This is a genomic window from Promicromonospora xylanilytica (assembly GCF_054782895.1).
In genome coordinates this window covers 37,727-54,541 of record NZ_BAAGRP010000070.1, presented here as the reverse complement: position 1 = coordinate 54,541, position 16,815 = coordinate 37,727, and the positions used below count along the sequence as shown (strand labels likewise).

General features: G+C 73.2%; 13 protein-coding genes. 3 read left to right on the top strand and 10 right to left on the bottom strand.

Features of this window, described 5'->3' with window-relative positions; all coding sequences use genetic code 11:
• Nucleotides 1-110 precede the first annotated feature (110 nt).
• Together ACYVK7_RS20765 and ACYVK7_RS20760 are read right to left on the bottom strand one after the other, a co-directional pair.
• On the bottom strand, nt 111-3,929 hold the full coding sequence (locus ACYVK7_RS20765; protein WP_460889614.1) for a phosphodiester glycosidase family protein: 3,819 nt from the start codon (nt 3,927-3,929) through the stop codon (nt 111-113).
• A 129-nt stretch (nt 3,930-4,058) separates the two neighbouring features.
• Nucleotides 4,059-5,468 carry an MFS transporter gene (locus tag ACYVK7_RS20760; RefSeq protein WP_460889613.1) on the bottom strand — a complete coding sequence of 470 codons (1,410 nt, stop codon included), beginning with the start codon at nt 5,466-5,468 and terminating at the stop codon, nt 4,059-4,061.
• A 70-nt stretch (nt 5,469-5,538) separates the two neighbouring features.
• On the opposite strand from ACYVK7_RS20760, the gene ACYVK7_RS20755 reads away from it, so the two are divergent.
• The gene (locus ACYVK7_RS20755) at nt 5,539-5,991 is read left to right on the top strand and encodes a winged helix-turn-helix transcriptional regulator (protein WP_460889612.1); all 453 of its coding nucleotides are present in this window, start codon (nt 5,539-5,541) and stop codon (nt 5,989-5,991) included.
• A 120-nt stretch (nt 5,992-6,111) separates the two neighbouring features.
• Here ACYVK7_RS20755 and ACYVK7_RS20750 read toward each other — a convergent pair whose 3' ends face one another.
• From ACYVK7_RS20750 to ACYVK7_RS20740, 3 genes are read right to left on the bottom strand one after another with little or no spacing between them, the layout of a single operon-like run.
• Entirely contained in the window at nt 6,112-6,840 is a 729-nt protein-coding gene (locus ACYVK7_RS20750; protein ID WP_460889611.1) for an aminotransferase class IV, read from the bottom strand.
• Nucleotides 6,841-6,856: 16 nt separating this feature from the next.
• A complete protein-coding gene (locus ACYVK7_RS20745; RefSeq protein ID WP_460889610.1) occupies nt 6,857-7,498 on the bottom strand; it encodes a response regulator in 642 nt (213 codons plus the stop codon).
• A complete protein-coding gene (locus ACYVK7_RS20740) occupies nt 7,495-8,595 on the bottom strand; it encodes a sensor histidine kinase (protein WP_460889609.1) in 1,101 nt (366 codons plus the stop codon). Before ACYVK7_RS20740 ends, ACYVK7_RS20745 begins: the two co-directional genes overlap by 4 nt.
• 112 nt (nt 8,596-8,707) lie before the next feature.
• On the opposite strand from ACYVK7_RS20740, the gene ACYVK7_RS20735 reads away from it, so the two are divergent.
• Both ACYVK7_RS20735 and ACYVK7_RS20730 read left to right on the top strand, forming a co-directional pair.
• Complete coding sequence (locus tag ACYVK7_RS20735; RefSeq protein WP_460889608.1) at nt 8,708-9,445, top strand: ABC transporter ATP-binding protein; 738 nt, start codon at nt 8,708-8,710, stop codon at nt 9,443-9,445.
• A complete protein-coding gene (locus ACYVK7_RS20730; RefSeq protein WP_460889607.1) occupies nt 9,442-10,209 on the top strand; it encodes an ABC transporter permease in 768 nt (255 codons plus the stop codon). Before ACYVK7_RS20735 ends, ACYVK7_RS20730 begins: the two co-directional genes overlap by 4 nt.
• Nucleotides 10,210-10,212: 3 nt before the next feature.
• Here the strand turns inward: ACYVK7_RS20730 and ACYVK7_RS20725 are convergent, their stop codons facing one another.
• From ACYVK7_RS20725 to ACYVK7_RS20705, 5 genes are all read right to left on the bottom strand, one after another.
• Nucleotides 10,213-11,067 (bottom strand): helix-turn-helix transcriptional regulator, encoded by an 855-nt coding sequence (locus ACYVK7_RS20725; protein ID WP_460889606.1) that lies wholly within the window; start codon nt 11,065-11,067, stop codon nt 10,213-10,215.
• 71 nt (nt 11,068-11,138) lie between these two features.
• Entirely contained in the window at nt 11,139-12,161 is a 1,023-nt protein-coding gene (locus ACYVK7_RS20720) for a zinc-dependent alcohol dehydrogenase family protein (RefSeq protein ID WP_460889605.1), read from the bottom strand.
• A gap of 129 nt (nt 12,162-12,290) precedes the next feature.
• Nucleotides 12,291-13,673, bottom strand: coding sequence for a glycoside hydrolase family 125 protein (locus ACYVK7_RS20715; protein ID WP_460889604.1), 1,383 nt, complete (start codon nt 13,671-13,673; stop codon nt 12,291-12,293).
• Nucleotides 13,661-15,958, bottom strand: a complete 2,298-nt coding sequence (locus tag ACYVK7_RS20710) for a glycoside hydrolase family 3 protein (RefSeq protein ID WP_460889603.1) — start codon at nt 15,956-15,958, stop codon at nt 13,661-13,663. The genes ACYVK7_RS20715 and ACYVK7_RS20710 overlap by 13 nt, the downstream gene beginning before the upstream one ends.
• Nucleotides 15,955-16,806, bottom strand: a complete 852-nt coding sequence (locus tag ACYVK7_RS20705; RefSeq protein WP_460889602.1) for a carbohydrate ABC transporter permease — start codon at nt 16,804-16,806, stop codon at nt 15,955-15,957. The genes ACYVK7_RS20710 and ACYVK7_RS20705 overlap by 4 nt, the downstream gene beginning before the upstream one ends.
• Between the last annotated feature and the right edge of the window lie 9 nt (nt 16,807-16,815).

Genomic DNA, 16,815 nt, shown 5'->3' with positions numbered 1-16,815 from the left:
GTCGTCTGGCGAAGTAGTCACGCAGCGAGGTAGTCACCCAGTTTGTGCTGGGTGACTACCTCGCTGCCTGTCTACCTCGCCAGACGACTACCTCGGCGGGGTGTTTGCTGTCAGGGGCGGGCCGGGCCGTCGTCCGTCGCGGCCCAGGTGAGCCTCGTGCTCGTGCCGGTGAGCGGCACCCGCACGGTGCCCTCGGCGCCGTGCGTCCGCAGGACGAGGTCCGCCGTCGACGTCACGTCAGGGCGCACCGGGTCGAACCGCACCCACACCTCGCACGTGCGGCCCGGGGCCAGCGTCCGGTCCGAGCAGCGGTCGCGCTCGACACGGAACGGGCTGCGCCGCTCGCCGTCGTCCACCGCCACCGAGCGGATCCGCGCGGGCGTGGTGCCCGTGCTGGTGACCGTCACCTTCTGCACCTGGCCGTGCGTGCCGACGGGCTGCGCCGTGAACACCGGTGCCTCGGCGGTGATCCGCGGCCCGGCGTTCGCCGCCGGGACCACCTCGATCGTCTCGGACGTCGTGACCGGATCGAGCGAGCCGGCACCGTCGTAGGGCCGCATCGCGTCGTTGCTGACCGAGACCGTCACCTCGCCGCGGCGCAGCGCCGTCAGGGTCCGGGTCTCCGGGTCGAGGACCGCCACCTTGCCGGACCGGCGGGCCGCCTCGACAAAACGCTCACCGGTACCGATCGCGAGGGTGCGCGACCCGCCCCAGTGCACCGACATCGGGTACCGCAGCGGCACCACCCGCGTGCCGGGCGCCACGCCGTTCGGCTGCACGACGTTGCCGCTGAGCTGCGCCGACGCCCCCACCTCCAGCGTCTCGGGCGTCTCCAGAGCGATCGACTGCGCGAAGGCGCGGACGTCGGCCTCCACCCACTGCTCGTCGGCGCTCTCGCGCGGGTCCACCGACCAGCTCACCCAGCCGGTGAAGCCGCCACGGTCCGGGCTGCCGTACGGACCCTTGCCCGACGAGGGCAGCACCACGTAGGGCACGCCCTCCTCCCGCCGCACGTCGACGATCTGGGCGTGCGACCCGACCATCACGGCACCCTTGTCCGTACGCTCCCTGAACCCGGTCAGCAGGTTCTGCACCAGCGCCACCTCGTTGCCGTCGCCGAGCTGGCTGGAGGCGGCCTCGTCCGGGTCGGCCACCGGGTGGTGCGCGAAGACCACGACGTTGCTCACCGACCGGTCCCGCTCGGCGCTCGCGAGCGCCTTCCGCAGCATCGGGAGCTGGTCCCACTCCGTGCCGCGCAGCGTGCCGTACGCGCTGGCGAGCAGCACGAACCGCGTGCCCTTGTGGTCGAAGGTCCGGTACGGCTGCCCGAACTCGGCGACGAACGGGTCGAGCGTCGCCTGCGTGTTGTTCAGGCCGTAGGACTCGTGGTTGCCCGGCACGTAGTAGCACGGCACGGTGCCGGCGCGCGGGTCCGGCGTGCTGTCCGCCGGCGGCTCCTCGCCCACCGGGACCAGGTCGCAGCCGGCGTCCTCGAGGACCTCGCGCGCCAGGGTGATGTCCTGGGGCAGGCCGCGGTCCGTGATGTCGCCGTTGAGGACCACGAGGTCCGGGTTCGTGGCCCGGATCGTCTGGAGAGCGCTGGTGGCGACCTCGGTCAGGTCAGGGTTGTCCGCGGTGAACTGCACGTCGGACAGCGTGGCGAACTGCCACGCGTCGCGGCCGTCGAGCGGCTCGCCGTCCGCGGAGACGAGCGGGTCCGGCTCCAGGTCGGGGCGGGGTGGCAGCTCGATCGACGTCGGGACGTCGGCCTCGATCCGGTCCAGCACGAAGGTGCCCGGCTTCTGCTGGGCGGCGTTGGTGTTGATCCCCTGGAAGCCGGAGACCGCGATCGGGTACGCCGTGCTGGACGGCAGCGTGAACGTCGCCTGCTGCCAGTCGTCCGACGGCGTCAGCCCGGTGCCGTAGACGCCGCCGCTCTTGCCCGTCGCGTCGACGTAGGCCAGGTAGGTGAGCCCGCTAGGCACCGAGATGCTGGACTTGAGGCGTACCCGCAGGCGCAGCGGCTGGCCGGGCACCGGGACGCGCGCGTCCGCCGACGCCGCGTAGACGCCGATGTTGCGCATCCCCTCGAAGTCGACCCGCAGGCCGTCGGGGTCCGCAGAGAACGTCGTCGCGCGCGTGCTCTGGTTACGCCAGCGGGCGAGCACGTCGTCGTCGAAGTCGTAGACGGTGACGTTCTCGACGCCGATGGTGATCGGGAGCCGCACCGTCTCGCCCGCGACGGACACCGTCAGGATCGTCGCCGCGTCCTTCAGCGGGGTGATCCGCAGGCCGCCGGCGGCCGGCTCGACCCGCACGACCTCCTGGTCGTAGTCGAGCTCCAGGTCGCCGGCCTCGATCGGGGCGGTGAAGCCCTGCCCGTCCCGTCCGGTCACGGCGACGGTCACGGCGGACGACGGCGTCGCGTCGGCGATCGACAGGCGGTCGGTCGACAGCTCGACGTCGTCCAGCGGGCCGAGCACCCGGACGTCCAGCGTGTCGCGCTCGCGGCCGGACCGGGCGCTGACCGTGATCTCCTCGCGGCCCTCGTACGGGGCCTCCAGGCGCCCGCCGGCCACCTTCGCGCCCCGCGCGTGCCAGCGGACGGCGGCCGGGTCCACCTCGACCGGCGTCTCGTGATCGTCCACGCCCTTGGCCACCAGGGTGCGGTGCAGGCCGGGGAACACGTTCACGTCGCCGTCGGCGGAGGCACCGCCCGGGGCCGGCTCCACCAGGAGATCGTGCAGACGCCCGTCGCCCGGCGCGACGAACACGCCGACGCCGTTCGGGTTGCTCCGCTCGTGCCCGTCCGACGGCACGTTCCGGACCGTCGCGTCCTGCTCGCCGAGGGCGCGCGCGACCATCGTCGTCGACCCGCCGCCGTCCAGGTTGACCGCCGTGTCCACACCGATCCGGACCAGGTCGCGCGCGGCCTTGTCCACGCCGACCCCACCCTTGCCGGTGCCGCCGGGGCCGTCCCACGTCGCCAGCACCAGGGTGCGGCCGTCGTCGCTGAACCCGAGCGCCGTGCGCGGCGCGATCGACGTCGTCAGACCGTCGACGACCTTGCCGTCGGACACGATGGTGCCGCCGTGGCCGAGCGCGAACTCCATGGTGCGGGCGATGTCGTCGGCGAGCTCGTACGTGAGGCCCACCGGGTCGCCCTCGCGCAGCGCGCGCAGGGCGTCGGCGGCGCCGTCCCGCCCGACCAGGGCGAACCCGCCCTCCGGGATCGGGCCGGAGCCCGCAGGACCGGACGGGTCGACCGACACGACCTCGCCGTCCACGACGACCACCTCCGCGACCCGGTCCACCGCGACGCCCGTGAACCCGCGGTTCCGGCTGGACTCGCCCCACACCGGGGTAAACGCGACCATGCCGTTCGCCGGCACGCCGCCGCCGTTCGCCGCGTTCACGGACAGGACCTTGTGTGGAGCCCCGGCCAGGTCGGCGCTCGCGTCGACGGCGAGGTCGACGAGCTGCGAGATGCCGTCGCGGCTCACGCCCACGTGGGACCGGCCGCCGATGTCGGCCGACTTTCGCAGGACGCCGCCCTGCACCTCCCCGCCGAGCGCTGCGTTGCTGTTCCCGATGTCGAAGAACTCGCCGTTGACGCCCGCGACGGCGCCCGCACGGTTGGCGGCGACGCTCAGCGGACCGCCCGACGCGACGGGGCCGGCCGTCAGCAGGTCGGTGCTGACGGCGTCCTCGGCCAGGTCGACGGTGAGGAAGCGGGAGTCGTACCAGCCGCCCTCGTCCACCGCCTTCAGGTGGCGCAGGCTGATGCCGGGGCCGATGTGCTCGACCGTGTCGGTCAGGGTGAGCTCGTCCGCCTGGGCGACGGACGGTGCTGCGGTAGCGAGGGTGGCCGCTGCGACGGCAGCGGCCAGGGGACGGGACCATCGGCGCATCGTGGCCGTTGCTCTCATGGCAGAACCTCAGGTGAGGAGGGAGCCCGGCGGAGATGCGCCGGCGCGCCGCGGTCAGGCCGCGGCGCACGGACACGATCGGGCTCCCCGGCCACGCGTCGATGAACGCGTCCTGGCAGACCGGTGAACTTATGCGGGAATCACCCGCCGCCCGCGGACCCAGGTGGCGATCCCGAGAGCGAGGGCCAGCGCGGCGCCGACGGCGGGGACCAGGAGAGCGCGGCGGTAGTCGGACCAGTCGGCGTCCGCGGCGTGCCCGTCGACCAGCACGATCGTCGCCACCGACACCCCGAGGGCGGCGCCGAACTGGAACGCCGTGTAGACCACGCCGCCGGCCACGCCGTGCTCGGACTCGGCCAGGCCTGCCGTGGCTGCTGCCGCGAGCGGCCCGTACACCAGCGCGAACATCACCCCGACCAGCGCCATGGACGGCAGGAGGTCCAGGTAGCCCCACGCCCCGTCGATGCGCAGCGCCAGGGCGAAGGCGATCGCCCCGGCCAGGATCCCGGCCACCATCACGGGCACGTTGCCGAACCGCTTGACCAGCCGGTGCGTGACCAGCGGCGCGAGGATCATGTCCAGGCCCATCACGGCGAACGCCAGACCGGTGGCGATCGGCGACCAGCCCCGGAACTCCTGCAGGTAGAGCGTGATCAGGAACTGGAACGCGAAGAAGGCCCCGATGACCAGCAGTCCGGCGAGGCTCGACCGCAGCAGCAAGCCCTCGCGCAGCACCGCGAGGCGCAGCAGCGGGTCGGCGACCCGGCGCTCGATCGCCACGAAGGCGGCGACCAGCACGGTGGCGGCCGCGAACGACGCGATCCCCGCCGTGGTGTCTCCGCCCTCGCCGATCACCACGACGCCGTAGATCAGTGCGACCATCGCCGACGTGAGGGTGACGGCGCCACCCGGGTCGAACCCCCGCCGGGGCAGCCCGGGGGCGGGATCCGGCCGGATGACGGCCCGCCCGGCCAGCCAGAGCGCGCCGCCCACGAGCACGGGCGCGAAGAACACCCAGCGCCAGCCGAGCTCGGTGAGGAAGCCGCCCGCGACCACGCCGAGCGTGAAGCCGCCCGCGCCGATCGCGCCGTAGATCGCCAGCGCCCGGTCGCGCAGCGGGCCCTCGGGAAAGCTGGTCGTGAGGAGGCTGAACCCCGCGGGGGTCATGAACCCCGCGGTCGCGCCGGTGACGAACCGGGCGACGACCAGCACCCAGGCCTCGCCCGCGAACCCGCCGAGGCCGGAGAAGACGACGAAGACGGCGAGCGCGACCAGGAACGTCCTGCGCCGGCCCAGCAGGTCCGCCGTGCGCCCGCCGAAGATCATGAACCCGCCGTAGGCGAGCACGTAGGCACTGATCACCCAGTGCGCGTCGGCGGTCGCCAGGCCGATGTCGGCGGCGATGGCGGGGACGGCGACGTTGAGCATCGCGATGTCGATCCCTTCGAGGAAGAGCGCGCCGCACACGACGGCCAGCACGCCCCAGCCCGTTCGTGTCACGTTCGGTGCCGGCCGTTCGGCCGCACTGACATCTGTCACCAGGATCTCCTCGCTCGGTTCCGCATGGTTACCACTTGTAACCATGACGATCCTTGGGCACGATCAGCAGATGGCACAAGAAGGCACTTTGACGTCACCCGGTTCTCTCGAGGGAACCATGGAGGCGGAGGCCGCGTGCAGGTTCGAGCGGGACCCGTTCCAGTGGGACGTCCGCGAGGACTGTCAGGTGCGGCAGATCCTGGACCGCATCGCCGACAAGTGGTCGCTGCTGGTGATCGCCCTGCTGGACGAGAAGACGCTCCGGTTCGGTGAGCTGGTGCGGGAGATCGACGGCATCAGCAAGCGGATGCTGACGGTCACGCTCCGCAACCTCGAGCGCGACGGCCTGGTCCTGCGCACCGTCTACCCGGAGGTGCCGCCGCGGGTCGAGTACGTGCTGACGCCGCTGGGGCGCACGCTGCTCGGCACCACCCAGGCCCTGGTCAGCTGGTCCGAGGAGCACCAGGAGCAGATCGCCGAAGCACGGCAGCGCTTCGAGGCGGCGCACCCCGGAGACGTCTGAGCCGGCGGGTGATGGCGGTCTGACAGTCAGCAGACCTGACGGGTGCGACCTGGGCATGCCTTGCCCGGCGCGCCGCCCCGGCTCGGCGACCCCGCGGCGAGCCGGACGACGTCCGAGCGCCTAGACCTCGTCCCAAGGGACCGCCGCGAGCCGTTCGACGACGCCGGCGACGAGCGGCCCGGCGTCGGGCAGCGTGAGGTCGTCGATCGACGCGACCGCGACCACACCGACGGAGCTGACCAGGAAGGCGCCGGCGAACTCCGCGAGGTCGCCGGGAAGGACCGGCCGGCGGGCCGACGGCGTGCTCGCCTCGACGAGGCGCATGGCGGTGCCGTGCAGGTGCGGCGCGTCCGGCCAGACGACGGTGCCGTCCGGCCGGAGGAACCCGATGTTCGCCGTCGACGACTCGGCGAGGGCGCCGTCGGGTGCGGTCAGCAGGGCGTCGTCGTACCCGTCGAGCCGGACGCGGCGGGCCCACTCCAGCTGCGCGAACCCGCCCAGGTGCTTGAGGTGGGCGAACGGCCGCAGGTAGGGGACCGACCGGAGGTGCTGCGGGGCGGCCGGCGGGTGGTGCGGGTCGCCGACGGACACCTGGACGTGCTCGGCGTCGCGCAGCATCACCCGCACCGAGGCGTCGGCGGTCCCGGAGAGGGCGTGCCGCACCAGGTCACGCACGCGGGCGCCCGGGAGCGTCCGGCCGAACAGCTCGCGGTGCGCGGCGTCGAGCCGGTCCAGGTGGTTCGTCAGTCCCTGGACGCCGCCGCCGCGGACCTGCATGGCCGTGAAGTGGCCGTAGGTGCTGAACAGCTCTGGTGCCGTCGCCGGGCGGCCGTCGGTCTCGATGCGCACCCTCGGGACCCTAGCGTCATCCCAGGATCCCCAGGCGGAGCGCCCGGAGCACGGCGTTGGTGCGGTCCCTGGCCGAGAGCTTGAGCAGGATGGTCGAGACGTGGTTCTTGACCGTGCCCTCGACCAGGGACAGCGCGCGGGAGATGTCGCGGTTGGTGTAGCCCTCCGCCATGAGGCGGAGCACCTCGAGCTCGCGCGTGGTGAGCGGCTGGGCCGGAGGCGCGTCGTCGGGTGTGGAGGGCATCGTACGGATGGCGCGCAGCATCCGGTCGGTGATCGACGGGGCGACCAGGGTCCCGCCGTCGGCCAGGGTGTGCACCGCCCGGGTGAGCTGCTCGACCGTCACGTCCTTGAGCAGGTACCCGCGTGCGCCGGCGCGCAGGGCGTCCAGCACGAGGGTGTCGTCGTCGAAGGTCGTGAGCACCAGCACGGGGATCTCCACGCGGTCCTCGGCGAGCCGGCGCAGCGTCCAGAGTCCGTCGTAGCGGGGCATGCGGAGGTCGAGCAGGATCACGTCCGGCCGCGTGGCGGTGACGACCTCCAGGGCAGCCTGCCCGTCGTCGGCCTCCCCGACCACGTCGACGGCGGCGATCTCCAGCAGCGTGCGGATGCCGTGCCGCACGAGGGTCTGGTCGTCGACGATCACCACCCGGGTCATGTCGGCACCCGCGCGATGACCCGGAACCCGTCGGTACCGTCGAACTCCACACCGCCGCCGAGCGCCTCGAACCGTTCGGTGAGGCCGCTCAGGCCGTTGCCGGGCACCAGCTCGTGGTACCCGCGACCGTCGTCGACGGCGGTCAGGACGACGCCGGGAGCCCGGGCGGCCACCTCGATCCACAGCTCGCGGGCGTCGGCGTGCCGCAGGGTGTTGGTGGCGATCTCCTGCACGGCACGCACGAGGGCCGCCGCCTGCTCCTCGTCGACCTGCACGTCGGGCGCCACGTCCACCGTCACCTCGAGGTCGGGCAGGTCGCGCACCACCTGGCGGAGCGCTTCGGTCAGGTCCGACGACGCCGTACGCAGCTCGCTCACCGTGTGCCGGACGTCGGAGAGCAGGTCGCGCGCCACCTGGTTCGCACGCTCCACGTGCTCGCGAGCCTGCTCGCCCTCGCGGTGCCGTGCTGCCTCCAGCTCCAGCGTGAGCACGGTGAGCTGGTGCCCGATGAGGTCGTGCAGGTCTCGTGAGATCCGCAGGCGCTCCGCGGTGCGGGCCGACTCCGACAGGAGCGCCGACGCGGCGCGCAGGTCGAGGTGCGCCTGGCTCAGCTCCCGGCGCAGCCGCTGCTCCCGGATGAGGGCCGCCGAGCTCAGCATGCTGGCCACCTGGATGAGCAGGTAGAAACCGAGGGTGATCACGGCGTCGAGGAGGTCCCGGTGCTGCAGGGTCATGACGAGCGCGAGGACCGCGGTATTGAGGCCGACGACGGCGAACCCCACCCGGAGCGGCACGATGTAGACGCTCACGGCGGCGACGATGACCAGCAGGACCGGCAGCAGACCCAGGTGCGGGGTGGTCAGCAGCACCGCCCAGGCGGCCACGACCGCCGTGGCGAACAGGCAGTACCGACGCAGGTCCGACCGTTCGCGGACGATGGCGAGCAGCAGCGCGACGAACAGCACCACGAACAGCGTGATCCACAGGGGACGCGGGATGATCGGATCCACCGCTCCGAACAGCGCCGGCCCGCCCACCGCGACCGCGACGGCGAGCATCACCAGCCCCGACCACTCGTCAGTCCCCAGCCGCCGCATGCGGCCCACCCTATGAGGCGGCCGCCGAGCCCGCCGGTGCCGAAAGTCATGGATCACATCCCTGACCATCGGCACGCGCGCACGCGGGGACCGCCCGCCTAGCGTCGTCGCCATGACCAGTGAAGAACCGGCGATCCACGCCGCGCACCTCCACAAGCGATACGGCGACAAGGTCGCCGTCGACGACGTGAGCCTGCGGGTCGAACCCGGCGAGGTGTTCGGCGTGCTCGGCACCAACGGCGCGGGCAAGACCACGACCGTCGAGATGATCGCGGGGCTGCGCAGGCCCGACCGCGGACACGTCACGCTCCTCGGCCTGGACCCGCAGCGCGACCGCGCCGCGGTGCGCCAGGTGCTGGGCGTCCAGCTGCAGCAGGCGTACCTGCACGGCGCGCTCACGGTGGCTGAGCTCATCGGCCTGTACCGCAGCTTCTATCCCGACCCACGCCCGTCCGGTGAGCTCCTCGAGCTGGTCGGCCTGACGGACAAGCGCGGCGTGCGCTTCGAGAAGCTGTCCGGCGGCCAGCAGCAGCGGCTCTCGATCGCCCTCGCGCTCGCCGGGCGGCCCAGGGCGCTGATCCTGGACGAGCTCACCACGGGGCTCGACCCGCGGGCCCGGCGGCAGATGTGGGCGACGATCGAGCACCTCCGCGCCGAGGGCGTCACGATCGTGCTGGTCAGCCACGCGATGGAGGAGGTGGAGCGGCTCTGCGACCGCGTGGCGCTGCTCGACGCCGGCCGGGTGCTCGCCGTCGAACCGCCCGCCGGCCTGGTCGCGCTGGCGGGCGCCCAGAACCTCGACGACGCGTTCGTCGCCCTCACCGGAAAGCAGCTGGAGGACGCCGAATGAGCACCGTGATCGAAACCCGCCGGCCCGGGGCACGCGCCTGGCTGACCCTCGTGGTGTGCGAGGCCAAGATGGTCGCGCGGGACACGTCCGGTCTGGTGGTCCCGATCGTCCTGCCGCTGCTGATCCTGGTGATGAGCGCCCGGGCCGCCGGCGACCAGGTCGTGGCCGGCGGGCTCACCGCCCTGGAGGCCTACGTGCTGCCGCTGGTGCTGACCATGGTGCTCGCCACCATCGGCATCATCAACATGCCCAGCTTTCTCGCGTACTACCGGCGCACCGGCATCCTGCGCCGGCTCGCCGTCACCCCGGCCTCCCCGGCCATGGTCCTGGTCGCCCAGGTGGTCGTGAGCGTGCTGCAGGCCCTCGTCGGACTCGCCGGGGCGCTCGCCGTGGCGTTCCTGGCCTTCGGAGCGCGTCCCCCGGTACACCTCGGCACGGCGGTCGCGGTCTACGCGCTCGCGATGGCGGCGATGTACGCCGTCGGCATGATCGTCGCCGCCGTCGCGCCCACCCCGAACTCGGCGGTGGCGATCGGGCTCATCACGTTCTTCGCGCTCGGCGCGCTCGGCGGCATGTTCGGCGGCCCCGGCAGCCTGCCCGACGGCGTCGCGGCGGTCGGTGAACGGCTGCCGTTCGGGGCCGCCGTGGCGGCGCTGTCCGCGGCCTGGGTCGGCGCGGGGGCCGACCCCCTCCACCTCATCAGCCTGGCGGTCGCGACCCTCGTCGGCGTGGTGACCGCGAGCCTGCTGTTCCGCTGGGACTGACGGTCAGTCGTCGGTCGCGGCCCAGCTCGCCAGCAGCGCGAACCTCTCCGCGGAGTCGGTGTCCGGGGGAGGGCTGTACGTGACGATCTGCAGCCCTGCCTCGCCGGGCATCCCGAACACGTCGAAGGCCACCGTGAGCAGGCCGACCTCGGGGTGGCGGAACGACTTGACCCCGGTGCGGTGCTCGTGGACGTCGTGCCCCGCCCAGTCCGTACGGAACTGGGGGCTGCGGGTGGAGAGCTCGCCGATCAGGGCGGTGAGCTCCTGGTTGAGCGGGTCGCGCCCGGCTTCGAGGCGCATGATCGCCGCGGCGGTGCGCCGGGCACCGGGCCAGTCGACGTAGTACTCCCTGGCGCGGCTGTCGAGGAAGATGAACCGGGCGATGTTGGGCGTGCCGTCGGTGTCGAAGTGCGGGGCGTACAGGGCCCGGCCCATCAGGTTCGCGGCGACGAAGTCCTGGTTCGAGTTGTGCACGATCGCGGGGACGGTCATGTTGTCGAGCACGCGCTGCACCGAGGTGCGTACCGACTGCGCGACCGGCTTGCGCGCACGAGCCACCGCGGCCGGGGCACCACGCGAGGTGGTACGGGAGAGGTCGAACAGGTACTCCCGCTCGGCGTCGTCGAGCCGCAGTGCTCGCGCGATGGCGCCGAGCACGCTCTGCGAGGCACCCCGGATGTTCCCGCGCTCCAGCCGCGTGTAGTAGTCGAGGCTGACGCCGGCGAGTGCGGCCACCTCCTCGCGGCGCAGCCCGGGTACCCGGCGCTCGCCGCCGCGGTCGGCGATGCCGGCCTGCTGCGGCGTGACGTTCGCGCGGCGGGAGACCAGGAAGTCACGCACCTCGTCCTTGGTGCTCATGGCACCACGATAGGTACCTCCTCGCGCCGGGTGGGAGGTTCCGCCGGACCCCCCCACCCGGCGCGCCGAGCTCACAGCGTGAGCAGCACCTTGGTGGCGCGGCGCTCGTCCATCGCCCGGTACCCCTCGGCCGCCTCGTCGAGCGGCAGGGTGAGGTCGAAGACCTTGCCCGGGTCGATGGCGCGGTCCCAGATGAGCCGGACCAGCTCGGGCAGGAACCGGCGCACCGGGGCGGGGCCGCCGTGGAGGTGCACGCCCGTGAAGAACAGGTCCAGCCCGTCGAGCTGCACGCCGTGCGTCACGCCGACGTAGCCGACGTACCCGCCCGGCCGGGCCGAGTGGATCGCCTGCCACATCGACTCCTGCGTGCCCACCGCCTCGACGACGCCGTGGGCGCCGTACCCGCCGGTGAGCTCCTTGACCCTCGCCGCGCCGGCGTCGCCGCGCTCCTCGACGATGTCGGTGGCGCCGAACTCACGGGCCAGCGCCTGCCGCTCGGGGTGGCGGCTGAACGCGATGATGCGCTCCGCGCCGAGCTGCTTGGCGGCCAGCACGGCCGAGAGCCCGACCGCGCCGTCCCCGACGACCGCGATGGTCCTGCCCGGACCGGCCTCGGCGGCCACGGCGGCGAACCAGCCGGTGCCCAGCACGTCGGACGCGGCCAGCAGCGACGGGACCAGGTCGGCGTCGGGCGTGCCGGGGGTGGCCACGAGCGTGCCGTCGGCCAGCGGGATACGGGCGAGCTCGGCCTGCGTGCCGACCGAACCCATCATCACGTTGTGGACGCAGCGGGACTGGTAGCCGGCCTGGCAGATCTCGCAGGTGTTGTCCGAGGCCACGAAGGAGCCGACGACGTAGTCGCCGACCTTGATGTTCCGTACGTCCTCCCCGACCTGCTCGACGATGCCGATGTACTCGTGGCCCATCGGGGTGGGGCCGTTCAGGGCCTCGATCCCGCGGTACGGCCAGAGGTCCGAGCCGCAGATGCAGGCGGCGGTCACCCGGATGACGGCGTCGGTCGGCTCGACGATCCTCGCGTCCTCGCGCTCCTCGACGCGGACGTCGCCGGGGGCGTGCATGACAACTCCACGCATGGGTGTCTCTCCTTGCTTCATCCCCGCGCCGATCGGTGGGCCACGGGTTCGGTGCTCTTGTCGGTACTCATCCAACGCCCGCACGCGTCCGGAGTGGGAGGCCCGGTCAGTACCCCTCAGTGCATGGAGCTAGACGCCGGAAGGCCGTGCGCTCCTGGGCCTACCAGGCGGTCCGTCGGTGGCCGCCTCGTCGGCGACGGCGAGCGCGAGCTCGCAGAACATCGAGTCGGCCCACGAGAACCACGGCCGCGAGAACGCGGTCGGGTCCGACGCGTCGAACGCCTCGTGCATGCGCCCGGTGCCGCCGTCGGTCCGCGCGAGGAGGCCGAGGATGCGGACGCGGTCCTCGGGCGTGCCGGTGAGCGCCTCGACCGCGAGCGCGATCGGCCAGACGCGCCCCGGCAGGGTGTGCGGGCTGCCGACGCCGCTCGCCGCCGTGCCGGTGACGTAGTACGGGTTGGCGGGGCTCAGCACGAAGTCACGGGTCTCGCGCCACACGGACTCGTCGAGCACGTCGGGCGCGACGAGCGGGAGCGACAGCAGCGACGGCGTGTTCGCGTCGTCCATGCACAGCACGCCGCCGAGCCCGTCGACCTCGTAGGCGTAGATGTGTCGACGGCCGTGCGCCGCACCGTCCCCGTCGAGCGTGGAACCCTCGCCGGAGGGCGCGTCCACCACGCCGAACCTCTCGACCCCCGCGACCAGCTCGCGGGAGAGCGCCCGGGCGTCGGTGGCCAGCGCGGCGTCGTCGAGCACCTCGGTGGCGATGTCGCCGATCGCGAGCAGCGCCTGCGCGGCGAACAGGTTCGCCGGGACGTTGTAGCCGTAGGTGCAGGCGTCGTCGGAGGGACGGAACCCGCTCCACGTCATGCCCGTCCGGCCGACGGCGGTGCCCCGGCCGTCGCGTGCGAGCGTCTCGGTCGGGATGTCGGTGTCGCGCTGGAACCGGTAGGCGGACGTGTCGTGGTCCTGCTCGACCCGCAGCTGCCGGGTGATCGTCCGCAGCACCCGGTGTGCGCGCTCGTCGAAGACGTCGGTGCGGCCCGTCGCGCGCCAGAGCGTGTGCGCGAGCGTGACGGGGTACGCGAGGCTGTCGATCTCGTACTTCTGCTCCCAGACGTGCGGGTCGTCGCAGACGTCGTCGGGCTCGTAGTGGGCGCCGGTCGGCCCGTCGTTGAAGGCGTTCGCGTACGGGTCGTGGTCCAGGCAGGCGAGCTGGCGCCGCACCACCGCGGCGACCAGGTCGGCGAGCGGCGGGCACGAGCCGAGGAAGCGCAGGTACGGCGTCAGCTGGGTCGTCGAGTCGCGCATCCACATGGCGGGGATGTCGCCGGTGATCACGAACGCGGTGCCGTCCGAGCCGAGGGTGATCGTGTCGGTCAAGGTGCGCAGGAGCGCGTCCTCGACCAGGTCGCCGACGCGGGCTCCCGACGCGGCGCGCACGCGGTCGGCGGCCTCCCGGAGCGTCGTCGTGATCGCGGGGTCCAGGCGGGTGGGTGTCACCGCTCCCATGGGGTGGTGCCTCTCTCGTCGACGACTCGGACCGACAGCGCGTCGGCGGGCGGGTCAGCGTCCGGCGTGCACCAGACGCTGACCAGGACGGGCGTGGCCACCGGCTCGCCGGTCGCCCACGACCCGAGCTCGTCCAGGCCGAGCTCGAATGCGACGGTGGTGGTGCCGCCTGCGGGGGCGGTCGTCCGTTCCACGGCGAGAAGCTGCCGCCGTCGCGGCCGGACGCCCGGCTCGTGCCGGCGACCGTACAACGGTACGGACAGGGAGACGTCGTCCGCGGCGGCGTTGGTGACCTCGACCGCGAGGCGCACAGCGGCGGTGCGCCCTCCAGAGCCTGTCGAAGGGCCGGCCAGCGCTGCGGCGCCGACCGACGGAGCCTCCCCGACCAGCCGGAGGGTCACGCCGTCGACCTGCGCGGTGCCGAGGCGGAGCGCCTGCCCCACTTCGGCGTCGACGTAGCCGCGCGCCGTCTCCAGCCGCTCGTCGTGCGCCACGGGCATGACTCCGTCGGCCGCGGGGAACGTCGCGGGGAGCCGCCCGGAGGCCACACGGTCGCAGAGCGCCGCGGCGATCGCCTCGCCGCCGGACGGCCCGGGGAACGGCACCACGACCAGCGCGTCGACGAGCGCGCGCAGCTCGGTGAGCGCCCGCGGCCGGCCGTCGACCACCACGCCGATCACCGGCGTACCCGACTCCCGCGCGGCCCGGACCACGGCGAGCTGTGCCGCGGGGATCGCCACGGACGACAGGTCGACGCCCTCACCGTTGGTCGTGTCGCTCGCCGGACCCTTGACCGCGCCGTTGTCGGCGAACTCGTCCTCGTAGGTGCGCCGGCTGGATCCGCCGAGCACCGCGACGCACACGTCCGCGCCCGAGCAGGCGGCTCGCACGTCGTCGAGGGCGCCGGCGTCGTCCAGCGGCCCGCGAAGGTCGCTGCCCCGTGCGTGGCGCACCCGTCCCGCGCCGAACCGCGCGACGAGCGCGGAGCGCACGGTCGAGGCGCCCGGGTCGGGGGCGTGCCGCGGCGGCGTGTAGTCGCCGAGCTGCGCCTCGAGGTCATCGGCATTCGGGCCGACGACGGCGAGCGTCGCGCCGGCGCGCAGGGGCAGCAGACCGCCGTCGTCGACGAGCACCACGGACTGCCGGGCGGCCCGGTCCACGAGCGCCACGACGTCGCGCTCGACGGGGACGCCGGACACCGGCTCGCCGAACAGGCCGAGCCGGTGCTTGAGGGCGAGGACGCGGTCGGCGGCCCGGTCGAGCGTGGCCTCGGCGACGAGCCCGCGGTCGACCGCCTCGTCCAGGTGGGTGAACGCCTCGTCCCAGAGGCTGAGGTCCACACCGGCCCGCAGGGCCAGGGCCGCGGCGGTGGCGGGGTCGGGCGAGCTGTCGCGCAGCCGGTCGATGGCGGTGCCGTCGGCCATGACGATGCCGTCCCATCCCCACTGCTCGCGGATCGTTCCCGTGAGCAGAGCCTCGTTCGCGCTGCACGGTATGCCGTCGACGTCGTTGTAGGCCGCCATGTAGCCCGCGACCCCGACGCGCGCGGCGGCGTGGGCGGGACGCAGGTGCGTCTCGCCGAGCTCGCGCCGGCCGACGGGCGCCCCCGACCCGTTGCGACCGCCGATGCCGCCGCCCTGGGCCGCGAGGTGCTTGGCGACGACCGCCACGTGCTGCGTGTCGATCGGGTCCCGCACCGACGTCGTGCCCTGCATGCCGCGCACCGTCGCGGCGACGAGCAGCGCGGCAAGGGCCGGATCCTCCGAGAAGCACTCCTCGGCGCGTCCCCACCGCGGGTCACGCAGCACGTCGAGGCCGGAGACGAGGGCGACGTGGGTGCCGCGGGCGCGGGCCTCCGCGGCGACCGCGGCGCCCAGCTCCTCGGTGAGCCCCGCGTCCATGCCGGCGCCGAGCGCGAGATTCACGGGCAGGGTCGTCCCGCCGAGCGCCATGAGCCCGTGCGGTGCCTCCTCGACGAACAGCACGGGGATCCCGTCGCCGTACGCGGTCACGTGGTCCTGGACGGCGGCGTACGCCTCCGCGCTGCGCTCCGGCGGGATGCCGTTGCCCCAGTGCACCGCCGACCAGGGGTCAGCGCGCAGGACTCCGTAGATCGCGCCGAGGCCGCCCCAGCGGTCGACCTCCCGCCGCAGCACGTCGGTGACGCGGGGCGCGCCGTCGACCCAGCGCACCGCCTCCCAGCCCTTGAGCCGCTGGTTGACCTGGCCGATGCGCGTGGCGCGGGGGAGCGAGGCGGCCCCGCCCGGCGGCTGGGTGGGCGTCATCCCTTGACCGCTCCCGAGAGCAGGGCGCGCTGCATCTGGCGCTGCAGGACCGTGTAGACGAGGTACACCGGCAGCAGGGTCACCAGGGTGCCGGCCATGAGCACGCCGTAGTCGGTGCCCGCGTCGACCTTCAGCGTGGGGAGCGCCACCTGGATCGTGCGTTGGGCGGTGTCCGGGCCGATGAGGATCAGCGGGTACAGGTAGGCGTTCCAGAACGAGAGGAAGTTGAGGAGCACCACCGTGGCGATCCCCGGGACGCAGATCGGCAGGTAGACCTGCCGGAGGACCTGCAGTGACGATGCGCCGTCCATCGAGGCGGCCTCCTCGAGCTCGCGCGGGATGGTCCGCATGAACGACGTGAGGATGATGACCGAGAGCGGTAGCGCGGTCGCGGGCAGGAGGAACACGATGAACGTGCGCGTGTGGAAGAGGCCGAGCGCCGCGGCGAGCAGGAACGTCGGGAACAGCGCGGCGAACGACGGGATGAGGAAGCCGAGGGCGAAGACGCTCTCGACGATCTTGCCGAGCCGGCCGGTGGCCCGGGCGAGGGCGAACGCCGCGGGCAGGGCGAGCAGCAGCGTGAGGACGAGCGCGCCGACGGTGGTCAGCACCGAGTTCGCCACGGCGAGGCCGAGGTCCGCCTGCTGGATCGCCGTCGTGAAGTTGGACAGGTCGATGCTGCTCGGCAGGGCGAGCGGGGACTCGAAGATCTCCTCGTTCGTCTTGAACGACGAGACGATGAAGTAGTAGAAGGGGACGACGAGCAGCGCGGCGTAGATCCAGGCGAGCGTTCCGCTCGTGATCGAGCCGATGCGGTCGCGCAGGGGAGGGGCGGTGCGCTGAGCCATGGGTGGCCT

What these genes read in the sequence shown, in the direction of transcription:
- ACYVK7_RS20715 (WP_460889604.1), bottom strand. Translation starts at nt 13,673, where the DNA reads ATGGGAGCGGTGACACCCACCCGCCTGGACCCCGCGATCACGACGACG.
- ACYVK7_RS20720 (WP_460889605.1), bottom strand. Translation starts at nt 12,161, where the DNA reads ATGCGTGGAGTTGTCATGCACGCCCCCGGCGACGTCCGCGTCGAGGAG.
- ACYVK7_RS20710 (WP_460889603.1), bottom strand. Translation starts at nt 15,958, where the DNA reads ATGACGCCCACCCAGCCGCCGGGCGGGGCCGCCTCGCTCCCCCGCGCC.
- ACYVK7_RS20735 (WP_460889608.1), top strand. Translation starts at nt 8,708, where the DNA reads ATGACCAGTGAAGAACCGGCGATCCACGCCGCGCACCTCCACAAGCGA.
- ACYVK7_RS20755 (WP_460889612.1), top strand. Translation starts at nt 5,539, where the DNA reads ATGGCACAAGAAGGCACTTTGACGTCACCCGGTTCTCTCGAGGGAACC.
- ACYVK7_RS20705 (WP_460889602.1), bottom strand. Translation starts at nt 16,806, where the DNA reads ATGGCTCAGCGCACCGCCCCTCCCCTGCGCGACCGCATCGGCTCGATC.
- ACYVK7_RS20730 (WP_460889607.1), top strand. Translation starts at nt 9,442, where the DNA reads ATGAGCACCGTGATCGAAACCCGCCGGCCCGGGGCACGCGCCTGGCTG.
- ACYVK7_RS20740 (WP_460889609.1), bottom strand. Translation starts at nt 8,595, where the DNA reads ATGCGGCGGCTGGGGACTGACGAGTGGTCGGGGCTGGTGATGCTCGCC.
- ACYVK7_RS20765 (WP_460889614.1), bottom strand. Translation starts at nt 3,929, where the DNA reads ATGAGAGCAACGGCCACGATGCGCCGATGGTCCCGTCCCCTGGCCGCT.
- ACYVK7_RS20745 (WP_460889610.1), bottom strand. Translation starts at nt 7,498, where the DNA reads ATGACCCGGGTGGTGATCGTCGACGACCAGACCCTCGTGCGGCACGGC.
- ACYVK7_RS20725 (WP_460889606.1), bottom strand. Translation starts at nt 11,067, where the DNA reads ATGAGCACCAAGGACGAGGTGCGTGACTTCCTGGTCTCCCGCCGCGCG.